Origin of the sequence: Pseudomonas sp. MS19, assembly GCF_013277615.1 — a bacterium.
Lineage (GTDB): Bacteria > Pseudomonadota > Gammaproteobacteria > Pseudomonadales > Pseudomonadaceae > Aquipseudomonas > Aquipseudomonas marincola.
The window spans coordinates 66,295-75,852 of sequence record NZ_VBTO01000020.1 but is presented as its reverse complement, the minus strand read 5'-3'; the positions used below and the strand labels follow the sequence as shown (position 1 = coordinate 75,852).

Genomic DNA, 9,558 nt, shown 5'->3' with positions numbered 1-9,558 from the left:
AATTGGAACCACCTGATCCCATCCCGAACTCAGAAGTGAAACGATTCATCGCCGATGGTAGTGTGGGGTTTCCCCATGTGAGAGTAGGTCATCGTCAAGCGCCTATACCAAAACCCCAGATCGTGAAAACGGTCTGGGGTTTTACTTTAAGTATCAGATTCGAAGCTGCGTCGCTGACGAAGCTTCAAGCAAATTGCTTGACGACCACAGAGAACTGGAACCACCTGATCCCATCCCGAACTCAGCAGTGAAACGGTTCATCGCCGATGGTAGTGTGGGGTTTCCCCATGTGAGAGTAGGTCATCGTCAAGCATCTATACCGAAACCCCAGATCATGCAGATGATCTGGGGTTTCTTTTTGGCTGTAGAAAACTATGCGTACGGTTAAATCGCCAGAAAGACGGCTGTCTTGCAGCGACTGATAACGATCAGGCTGAATCGTGTTCGCGTCTGGTGTACGGTAGCTTCGGTGTTACATCAGTCGCGGAGTTGAGATGAGCGTTAATGATCAGGATTTGACTCGTCTGGCTGCCGAGTTGGGCAAGCAGCTAGTCAGTGCACAGGCACAGGTTACAACCGTCGAGTCCTGTACGGGTGGCGGTATTGCTGAGGCGATAACCCGAATTCCCGGCAGCTCTGCCTGGTTTGAAGCCGGCTATGTGACCTACTCCAATGCACAGAAGACTCAGCAGTTGGGGGTTAGCCCAGAGTTGTTTGGCAGCGTCGGAGCTGTCAGTGAAGAGGTCGTTGTCGAGATGGTCCGTGGTGCACAGGCTAATAGCGGCGCTCGCTATGCGGTTGCGGTTAGCGGTGTTGCAGGCCCGGATGGCGGTTCGGCAGAAAAGCCCGTGGGGACTGTCTGGGTGGCCTGGGCTGAGGGTTCGAAGGTGTTCACCCACCGCTGTTTGTTTGCTGGAGACCGTGAACAGGTCCGCCGACAAACGGTTTATACCGCGCTAGAGGGGCTGCTTCGTCTGCTCGCAAAAGAAAATCCAATTGTGGGGTAGGCGTGCGGCCTAGCCTATGGAATAATACTGTCTACTTATACAGTTGTTGGCGGCCGTCAGGCCCTCTTAATCACGTGGGGATTTCAATGGACGAGAATAAGAAGCGCGCTTTGGCTGCTGCCTTGGGCCAGATCGAAAAGCAATTCGGTAAGGGCGCAGTCATGCGCATGGGCGACCATGATCGCCAGGCTATTCCAGCGATCTCTACCGGCTCGCTCGGGCTGGACATTGCCTTGGGCATTGGTGGTTTGCCGAAAGGCCGTATCGTCGAAATCTACGGCCCTGAGTCGTCAGGTAAAACTACCCTGACTCTGTCTGTTATCGCTGAAGCTCAGAAAGCCGGTGCGACCTGTGCATTCGTCGATGCCGAGCACGCACTCGACCCTGAGTATGCCGGCAAGCTGGGCGTTAATGTTGACGATCTGCTGGTATCGCAACCGGATACCGGCGAGCAGGCGCTGGAAATCACCGACATGTTGGTGCGCTCCAATGCCATTGACGTAATCGTTGTCGACTCCGTGGCTGCACTGGTGCCGAAAGCGGAAATCGAAGGTGAGATGGGCGACATGCACGTCGGCCTGCAAGCCCGTTTGATGTCGCAGGCGCTGCGTAAAATCACCGGTAACATCAAGAACGCCAACTGCCTGGTTATCTTCATCAACCAGATCCGCATGAAGATCGGCGTAATGTTCGGCAGCCCTGAAACCACTACCGGTGGTAACGCGCTGAAGTTCTACGCATCGGTTCGCCTCGATATCCGCCGTACAGGTGCGGTTAAAGAGGGTGACGAGGTTGTGGGCAGTGAAACCCGGGTTAAAGTCGTCAAGAACAAGGTTGCTCCGCCGTTCCGTCAGGCTGAGTTCCAGATCCTTTACGGCAAGGGCATCTACCGTAACGGTGAAATCATTGATCTGGGCGTACTCCACGGTTTCCTGGAGAAGTCTGGCGCTTGGTACAGCTACCAGGGCAGCAAGATCGGTCAGGGCAAGGCCAACTCGGCTAAGTATCTGGAAGATAACCCGGAAGTCGCCGCCACTCTGCAAAACCTGATCCGTGAAAAACTGCTGACGCCGGCAACTCCCGCCAAGGCTGCAGCAGAGTCGGTTGATAGCGCCGAAGTAGACGCTTAAACCGATAGGTTAGTGAGGATGGCCGTCATACTCGACAATTTGACCGCTGTACGCCGCACGGCAATGGACTTGTTGGCGCGGCGTGAACATGGTCGAGTCGAGTTGACGCGCAAATTACGTTTGCGCGGTGCTACTCCAGAATTGATCGAACCAACCCTCGACCGCCTGGCGGAAGAGGGTTTGTTGTCTGAGGCGCGCTACCTCGAAAGTTTTGTCAGCTACCGTGCACGCGCAGGTTACGGCCCTTTGCGGATTCGTGAAGAGCTAAACCAGCGCGGACTGGCCCGCAGCGACATCGAACAGGCCTTGCGCGATTCAGGCATCAACTGGGCCGAATTACTGCTTGATACCTGGCAACGCAAGTTTGCCGGTGAATTGCCCGCAGACATGCGTGAGCGTGCCAAGCAGCAGCGCTTTCTCAGCTACCGTGGCTATCCCCAGGATTTGATCAGCAAACTCTTGCGCGGCGCGCTGGACGATTAGTTCGCAACCCGTCTTTACCGTCCTTAATACTTATCTGTTAAACCCGCTCACAGGCCGCAAGTTTTCGCACGGCCTGCAATGCGTTATGCCTGCACATACTGCGCCGATATTTTTACCAACTGGGCGCAGCAGTCCGTAGCGGAGCAAATAGCTGCAGTCAGGCTTGCCAGTGTTGCGGTTGATTGATGAAATTCAGTAGCTCGCGCAAACGCCCCAAGTGGCGGCCGGTGAAAGCAAAAGCCAGGCGGGCGAGGTGAGCAAGTTCGGGCTCATCCATTTCTGCCACCCCGCTAGCCAACTGCTCGAAACCACCGCTGATGCATAAGTCGCCGAACTGCTCATGTAGCAACTGCATGGCGGTTGAGTTGAGTGGATGGTTGATGCGGATAACAAACCGCCCTTTAAGCCAGCGGCTTGAGTGGAAGTTGGCGTAGAAGCGGGCTATCTCGCTGGCGGCATCCTCGACGCTATACACCAGACGCATCAGGTGCATGTCGCTCGGCAGGATGTAGGCGTTGTCGCGCAGTTCTGCCTCGATAAATTCCAGCGCGCGTTGCCAGTAAGTACCGCCTGGCTGATCGAGCAGGACGATCGGCACTAACGGGCTTTTGCCGGTTTGAATCAGGGTCAATACTTCCAGCGCTTCATCCAGTGTGCCAAAGCCGCCGGGACATAAGACCAGCGCGTCTGCTTCCTTGACGAAGAACAGTTTGCGCAGGAAAAAGAAATGGAACGACAACAGGTTGTCCGAGCCTTTCATGGTCGGGTTGGCGGTTTGTTCGAACGGCAGGGTGATATTGAACCCCAAGCTGTTTTCACGGCCTGCGCCCTCATGCGCGGCAGCCATGATGCCGCCACCGGCACCGGTGATTACCATGAGGTCATAACGGGCCAGCGTTTGCCCAAGATCACGTGCCAGGCCATACACCGGATGGTCGGCTGGGGTGCGCGCAGAGCCGAACACAGTGACTTTGCGCCGACGCTTGAACCGCTCCAGCGCGCAGAATGCATGCTCCATCTCACGCAGTGTCTGCAGCATGATCTTGGCATCCCAGCGATTGCGATCGGCCTGCGCCATGCGCACAACGGTGGTGAGCATTTCACGGTACAGAGACTGATTAGGGCTGTCGGGCGGGGTGATCAGTGCGGTCAGTTGATCCAGATACGACGCCACATCAATGCTGGTGGTTTGCACATGGCGTGACAGGTAGTCGTCAGCTTCATAAGGCATAAAGAGTCTCCTGTTGAGCGTAACCGTATCGCCAAGCATCCGTGCTGTTACGGTTCTACAGAGAGAGTATGGCTGCAGGATGACGTTTTGCGGCGTTACGCAGCGCTAATTTGCACGCAGCTAGAGTGATGCAGCGTAATGCGAGGGCAGTCTGGCTGCCGCAGTCGCCTGTGCAGTGCGCTGAGGCGCTGGACAGGCAAACCGGGAGGGACGTGCGACTTACTGGATGTTGCAGTCGGTTTTGTCGTAGTTCTCATTGGCAACCGGGCGGTTGCTTTTGTATTCGGTGAACTCGTAGCGCAACACTGCGCCGCGTGAAAGCAGTTGGCGGAAACCATTGTTGTTGCACACGCTGGCAGCAAGTTGCGCACGCATTGCATCCGGGTTGGCGCGCATTTGTGTGGCATGAGCCTCGCGGACACTCAAGTGATTGATTAGCACGTGGCCATCAACGGTGTAGCCCTGATCCAAGATGTCGCCATTGATGGCGCGTGGCGTGCCAGCACTGCTTTGCTTGGCAACCTGCTGCAGGAGCTTGGTCAGTTCAAAGTCTTTCAGTGACGATGCATGAGCAACCACTGGCAAGGTGAGTGCGATGGAAAGGGCAATTAATCGAAACATCAGGGTCTCCGCAATCATTTGGAACCTTCGACAGGCTTGGGTCTGCATAGGTTCAGCTTGCAATCATAATACCTATAAGCGGGCGCTTTGTACCTTCAGTCGTTAGCTCCGCTGTTGGCACGCAGGTTTGCTAGAATGCCGCACCCTGAATTTGAGTGATGTCATGCGCCGCTTAACTGTACGAGTTATTCACTGATGAGCCATGCCGTAGCGCGTCTGCGCACTGCGCGGCTTGCCCGCAGTGAGAAACCATTTATTGCCCGTGGCTCGCGTTCGATTCGATGTGAGTCCTGTCGCATCGCGCTGTCTCACTGCATTTGCGCATTGCGGCCAAATGTTCAGGCGCATTCGGGGATGTGTCTGCTGATGCATGATATCGAGGCCCTCAAACCGAGCAATACCGGTTGGTTGATTGCCGATGTGGTGGCAGACACCTGTGCTTTTGGATGGCAGCGAACAGTCGTCGACGAGGCGCTGTTGGCCTTGCTGGCTGATCCAGCCTGGCAGCCCTTTCTGGTGTTTCCGGGGGAGTACGCCGCGCCAGAACGCGTAGTCAGTGAAGTGCAGCCTGTGGCTGGCAAGAGGCCGCTGTTTATCCTGCTGGATGCAACCTGGACCGAGGCGCGCAAGATGTTCCGCAAGAGCCCTTATCTGGCAAATCTGCCGGTGTTGGGTTTGCAGCCGGAGCAGGTTTCACGTTATCGGTTGCGCCGTTCCAAGCGTGATGATCACTTGTGTACCGCGGAAGTGGCTGCACTGTGCCTGGAGTTGGCCGGTGATCAACGTGCGGCAGATGCGCTGAATACCTATTTCGATGTGTTCAGCGAGCACTATATCGCCGCCAAAGGTCCGCGAGCAGTGGACCTCAACGATGAGCTGCACAACCAGCTGCGCACCTTTCTCTAAGCCAGAACATCGTTGCGCAGCACTCGGTACTGCGCAACGCTCCGCATGCTTAGTGTTGAGCCAGCGCTTCGACCTTTGCCTGCGGCTTTTGCGGCCATAGTTGCGCAATCAACATCCCGCCCAGCATCAGCGCGCAACCCAGATAACCCCGCGCGTGCAGCGATTCACCGAGCAACAGCGCGCCGGCAATGGCAGCAAATACCGCCTCAAGCGACAGGATAATGGCCGCATGCGAGGCGATTGCGCTTTTCTGTGCAACCACTTGCAGGGTGAAGCCGACCGCAACACCGAAGATGCCGCCGTAAAGCACTGCCGGGCCAGCTGCGATAACCGCCTCCAAGGAGATGGTCTCAAACAGTGCGCCGCAAACCAGGCTGATGATCGCGCAGGTCGCAAACTGGATGACCGCCAGGCGCAGTGGATCGTGACGGCTGGCAAAGTGACCCACCAGTAATACATGAATACCCCAAACGAATGCGCCTGCCAGTTGCAGCCAGTCGCCCGAAGCGACATGGAAACCTTCGCCAACACTGAGCAGGAACATGCCGACCACCGCGAGTACGGCGCCGAGCCAAATGCCCAGGCCGCTTTTCTGGCCGATAAACAAACCCAGAATCGGCACGATGATCACGTACAGCCCGGTAATAAAGCCCGAGTTGGTCACGGTGGTGAACAGCAAGCCAACCTGCTGCAAGTTGATGCCGATTGCCAGCGCCAAGCCCATCAGCCCGCCGCCAATTAACAGGCCGCGATTAACAGGCTCTGGCTTGCTCGCAGGGGTGCGCCGTTCAAGCAGGGAAAGCACTGGCAGCAAAATGACGGTCGCGAGCGCAAAGCGCAGACCGCTGTAATAAAACGGGCCGATGGAGTCCATACCCAGACGCTGGGCGACAAAAGCCGAGCCCCAGATCATGGCCGTGAGCAGCATCATCAAATCGGCCCGTAAGGCGTTGCGTTGCATAGAAAAATCTCGGCAGGATTAAGGGCGCAGACTTTGCCGTAAAGTAATCAACTTGACCACCCCGAGTTCGCTCGGCATGCTGGGCACCGCCAGCCGCGTATAAACATCGGATTGATAGACTACCGAGCGTTTTTTGCGTACTCGCCAATAGCTCAAAGTGGTAACTTGGAGCTGATTTATAATCAGCTCCAGCGCATTGCAGTGCGCATAAACCTGTGCGTTACCCGGTAACTAACTATGCGTTGTGAGCGATGCTTGCAAACGAAGCCCCTATAAGAAGAACAGGATCCGCAATGGCTGCTTATGAAATCCTGATTGCAGATGACCACCCGCTGTTTCGCAGTGCATTACAACAAGCGCTGACACTCGGGCTGGGCAGTGGTGTTCGGTTGGTAGAAGCGGCAAGCATTGCCGAGCTGGAAGCCCATCTGGCTGAAAAGTCTGACTGGGATCTGGTCTTGCTCGATCTTAATATGCCTGGCGCTTATGGCTTTTCAGGGTTGATCCTGTTGCGCGGTCAATACCCGCAGATCCCCGTCGTCATGGTGTCTGCACAGGAAGAGGCGGCCGTGGTCACGCGAAGCCGTGAATTTGGTGCCAGTGGTTTCATTCCCAAGTCGAGCTCACTTGAAGTTATTCAGCAAGCGACGCGTCAGGTACTCGATGGTGATGTGTGGTGGCCGCAGACCAATGAGGAAGAGGCTGCTGTTTCCAGCGAAGCTAAAGCTGCGAGTGCCGGCCTTGCGAGTTTGACGCCTCAGCAGTTCCGCGTTCTGACCATGGTCTGTGATGGTTTGCTCAACAAGCAAATTGCCTATGAGCTGAGTGTGTCTGAGGCCACTGTGAAGGCTCACGTGACGGCTATCTTCCGTAAGCTGGGAGTGCGTACCCGAACTCAGGCTGCACTGTTGTTACAGCACTTGGAAAGCATTCCTTCAGCCTAGAAATCAAATACCTGCGCAGCTCTCTCAATAACAAGGCACGCTGTTGCCTTGTCGTCGTTTATTTTTTGAGTCGTTCCAGATGTCCCCATTCAAAGGTAAAACCGGTTTTAGGCGCGTCCTCAATGCGACCGGCTATTCGTTCGATGGCTTGCGCGCCGCATTTCTCGGTGAGGCGGCTTTTCGCCAACTGGTTTTGCTCAACGTTGTATTGATCCCGCTGGCCTTTTGTTTCGATGTCAGCAAGGGTGAGCGCGCGCTGATGGTCGGCGTTTGCCTGCTCGCGCTGATCGTCGAACTGCTCAATTCAGCCGTCGAGGCGGCGATCGACCGCATCTCGCTGGACCTGCATCCGTTGTCGAAAAATGCCAAAGACATGGGCAGTGCTGCCCAGTTCGTCTCACTGTCGCTGATTGGCAGCGTCTGGCTGATAATCCTGCTGGGCTGAGATCAGGCAATATTTGGCAGCACAATCTGGTCGCTGCGCTTGATCCCGTGCGTCAGTGTCTGGCACAGCTCGACAAACTCGCGCATGGCCGCCGTACGGTATTTCTGCTTGTGCCAGATGAAATAGAACTGCCGGCGCAAGTCCAGCGTCGGTGTTTCGACGGCGACCAGGCTGCCGCGGCGGAATGCATCGCGCAGCGCCAGGCGCGAAATACAACCAATGCCTAGCCCCGACTCGACCGCGCGCTTGATCGCTTCGGTATGTTCAAGTTCCAGGCGGATGTTCAGCGATGTGGGGTGATGACGCATCGCCCGGTCGAAGGTGAGGCGGGTGCCGGAGCCCTTTTCTCGTAAGATCCACGCCTCCCGCGTGAGGTCATCAAGGTTTGCCTCACCGCGTTTTGCCAGCGGATGTTGCGGGGCGCAGAACACCACCAGTTCATCCTCGATCCAAGGCAATACTTCAATATTCGGGTCCTGGCAGTCGCCTTCGATCATGCCCAGATCCAGTTCATAGTGAGCGATTTGCTGAACCACATGTGCCGTGTTGTGCACTTGCAGTTTCACCTTGCACTCCGGATGCAGCTGCATGAAGTTGCCGATCAGCAATGTCGCCAGATAGTTACCGACCGTCAGCGTGGCGCCGACGCTGAGCGACCCCAAGCCGCTCTCACTCTTCAGCAGCCGCTCAATGGTTTTGACCTGATCGAGCAGGGCGATAGCCTGGGGCAGTAACTCGCGGCCCAGCGCGTTGAGGTTAAGCCGCTTGCCTGCACGGTCGAATAATTGGCTGTCGGTCTGGCGTTCCAGCTCGGTAAGGGAGGTGCTGGTAGCCGATTGCGAGAGGGCCAGCGACTCGGCTGCGCGTGAAACGCTTTCCTGCTGCGCCACGGCGACAAACACTTGCAGTTGTCTGAGAGTAAATCGCATATCTATATAACCGATAACCTATATCTTAATTATTCGCTTAACAGATATTCTGCGCCCCACTAGAATGCCGCGCAATCACCAATTTTGACCTTTGAGGTAACCTGCATGAGCAACCTGAACGTCGAGCGCGTGCTTAGCGTCCATCACTGGAACGATACCCTGTTCAGTTTCCGCACGACCCGCAGCCAGGGTTTGCGTTTCGAGAACGGCCAGTTCGTGATGATCGGCTTGCAGCAGGAAAACGGTCGGCCGCTGATGCGTGCCTATTCAATCGCCAGCCCCAACTACGAAGAACACCTTGAGTTCTTCAGCATCAAGGTGCAGGACGGTCCGCTGACCTCGCGTCTGCAGCACCTCAAGCCGGGTGATGAGTTGATGGTCAGCCGCAAGCCTACCGGCACTCTGGTGCTGGACGACTTGTTGCCGGGCAAGCACCTGTATTTGCTGAGCACGGGCACGGGCCTGGCGCCGTTTATGAGCGTAATCCAGGACCCGGAAACCTACGAGCGTTACGAGAAAGTCATTCTGGTTCACGGTGTGCGCTACGTGAACGAAGTCGCTTATCGCGAGTTCATTACCGAGCACCTGCCGCAGAATGAATACTTTGGTGACTCGCTCAAGGAAAAGCTGATTTACTACCCGACCGTAACCCGTGAAGAGTTCGAGAATCAGGGCCGCCTGACGGATCTGATGCGCAGCGGCAAGCTGTTTGCGGATATCGGCCTGCCGCCGATCAATCCTCAAGATGACCGCGCCATGATCTGCGGCAGCCCAAGCATGCTCGACGAAACCAGCGAAGTGCTGGAAAGCTTCGGCCTCAAGGTTTCCCCGCGTATGGGCGACCCAGGTGATTACCTGATTGAGCGTGCATTCGTAGAGAAGTAAGTTTTAGCTGGCACGT

At 56.1% G+C, this 9,558-nt stretch carries 11 protein-coding genes and 2 rRNA genes; 9 read left to right on the top strand and 4 right to left on the bottom strand.

The genetic code is table 11. The features are described 5' to 3' along the window. The 5 genes from rrf (FEZ62_RS19765) to recX form a co-directional block, all read left to right on the top strand. A 5S ribosomal RNA gene (gene rrf, locus FEZ62_RS19765) occupies positions 1-100 on the top strand; the annotation flags it as partial. A 96-nt stretch (positions 101-196) separates the two neighbouring features. Then, a 5S ribosomal RNA gene (gene rrf, locus FEZ62_RS19760) occupies positions 197-312 on the top strand. A 182-nt stretch (positions 313-494) separates the two neighbouring features. Continuing rightward, positions 495-1,007 carry a CinA family protein gene (locus FEZ62_RS19755; protein ID WP_172929539.1) on the top strand — a complete coding sequence of 171 codons (513 nt, stop codon included), beginning with the start codon at positions 495-497 and terminating at the stop codon, positions 1,005-1,007. 86 nt (positions 1,008-1,093) lie between these two features. Continuing rightward, entirely contained in the window at positions 1,094-2,137 is a 1,044-nt protein-coding gene (gene recA, locus FEZ62_RS19750) for a recombinase RecA (protein ID WP_069901450.1), read from the top strand. An 18-nt stretch (positions 2,138-2,155) separates the two neighbouring features. Continuing rightward, positions 2,156-2,620 (top strand): recombination regulator RecX, encoded by a 465-nt coding sequence (recX, locus tag FEZ62_RS19745; RefSeq protein ID WP_069901451.1) that lies wholly within the window; start codon positions 2,156-2,158, stop codon positions 2,618-2,620. A gap of 157 nt (positions 2,621-2,777) precedes the next feature. Here recX and FEZ62_RS19740 read toward each other — a convergent pair whose 3' ends face one another. Together FEZ62_RS19740 and FEZ62_RS19735 are read right to left on the bottom strand one after the other, a co-directional pair. Then, entirely contained in the window at positions 2,778-3,851 is a 1,074-nt protein-coding gene (locus FEZ62_RS19740) for an LOG family protein (RefSeq protein WP_172929538.1), read from the bottom strand. Positions 3,852-4,070: 219 nt separating this feature from the next. After that, the gene (locus tag FEZ62_RS19735) at positions 4,071-4,472 is read right to left on the bottom strand and encodes a quorum-sensing-regulated virulence factor family protein (protein ID WP_172929537.1); all 402 of its coding nucleotides are present in this window, start codon (positions 4,470-4,472) and stop codon (positions 4,071-4,073) included. Positions 4,473-4,667: 195 nt separating this feature from the next. Here FEZ62_RS19735 and FEZ62_RS19730 point away from each other — a divergent pair, with 195 nt between their 5' ends. Further along, positions 4,668-5,378 carry a tRNA-uridine aminocarboxypropyltransferase gene (locus FEZ62_RS19730; RefSeq protein ID WP_069901453.1) on the top strand — a complete coding sequence of 237 codons (711 nt, stop codon included), beginning with the start codon at positions 4,668-4,670 and terminating at the stop codon, positions 5,376-5,378. Positions 5,379-5,427: 49 nt separating this feature from the next. Here FEZ62_RS19730 and FEZ62_RS19725 read toward each other — a convergent pair whose 3' ends face one another. After that, the gene (locus FEZ62_RS19725; protein ID WP_069901454.1) at positions 5,428-6,339 is read right to left on the bottom strand and encodes a DMT family transporter; all 912 of its coding nucleotides are present in this window, start codon (positions 6,337-6,339) and stop codon (positions 5,428-5,430) included. Between the two features lie 293 nt (positions 6,340-6,632). Here FEZ62_RS19725 and erdR point away from each other — a divergent pair, with 293 nt between their 5' ends. Further along, on the top strand, positions 6,633-7,283 hold the full coding sequence (gene erdR, locus FEZ62_RS19720; protein WP_069901455.1) for a response regulator transcription factor ErdR: 651 nt from the start codon (positions 6,633-6,635) through the stop codon (positions 7,281-7,283). Between the two features lie 79 nt (positions 7,284-7,362). Beyond that, on the top strand, positions 7,363-7,728 hold the full coding sequence (locus tag FEZ62_RS19715; protein WP_069901456.1) for a diacylglycerol kinase: 366 nt from the start codon (positions 7,363-7,365) through the stop codon (positions 7,726-7,728). A gap of 2 nt (positions 7,729-7,730) precedes the next feature. Here the strand turns inward: FEZ62_RS19715 and FEZ62_RS19710 are convergent, their stop codons facing one another. Beyond that, on the bottom strand, positions 7,731-8,657 hold the full coding sequence (locus FEZ62_RS19710; RefSeq protein ID WP_069901457.1) for a LysR family transcriptional regulator: 927 nt from the start codon (positions 8,655-8,657) through the stop codon (positions 7,731-7,733). A gap of 105 nt (positions 8,658-8,762) precedes the next feature. Between FEZ62_RS19710 and fpr the strand changes: the two genes are divergently transcribed. Next, complete coding sequence (gene fpr / locus FEZ62_RS19705) at positions 8,763-9,542, top strand: ferredoxin-NADP reductase (RefSeq protein ID WP_069901458.1); 780 nt, start codon at positions 8,763-8,765, stop codon at positions 9,540-9,542. Positions 9,543-9,558: the final 16 nt, after the last annotated feature.

Coding starts and splice junctions, on each gene's coding strand:
- FEZ62_RS19755 (WP_172929539.1), top strand. CDS start 495: ATGAGCGTTAATGATCAGGATTTGACTCGTCTGGCTGCCGAGTTGGGC.
- recA (WP_069901450.1), top strand. CDS start 1,094: ATGGACGAGAATAAGAAGCGCGCTTTGGCTGCTGCCTTGGGCCAGATC.
- recX (WP_069901451.1), top strand. CDS start 2,156: ATGGCCGTCATACTCGACAATTTGACCGCTGTACGCCGCACGGCAATG.
- FEZ62_RS19740 (WP_172929538.1), bottom strand. CDS start 3,851: ATGCCTTATGAAGCTGACGACTACCTGTCACGCCATGTGCAAACCACC.
- FEZ62_RS19735 (WP_172929537.1), bottom strand. CDS start 4,472: ATGTTTCGATTAATTGCCCTTTCCATCGCACTCACCTTGCCAGTGGTT.
- FEZ62_RS19730 (WP_069901453.1), top strand. CDS start 4,668: ATGAGCCATGCCGTAGCGCGTCTGCGCACTGCGCGGCTTGCCCGCAGT.
- FEZ62_RS19725 (WP_069901454.1), bottom strand. CDS start 6,339: ATGCAACGCAACGCCTTACGGGCCGATTTGATGATGCTGCTCACGGCC.
- erdR (WP_069901455.1), top strand. CDS start 6,633: ATGGCTGCTTATGAAATCCTGATTGCAGATGACCACCCGCTGTTTCGC.
- FEZ62_RS19715 (WP_069901456.1), top strand. CDS start 7,363: ATGTCCCCATTCAAAGGTAAAACCGGTTTTAGGCGCGTCCTCAATGCG.
- FEZ62_RS19710 (WP_069901457.1), bottom strand. CDS start 8,657: ATGCGATTTACTCTCAGACAACTGCAAGTGTTTGTCGCCGTGGCGCAG.
- fpr (WP_069901458.1), top strand. CDS start 8,763: ATGAGCAACCTGAACGTCGAGCGCGTGCTTAGCGTCCATCACTGGAAC.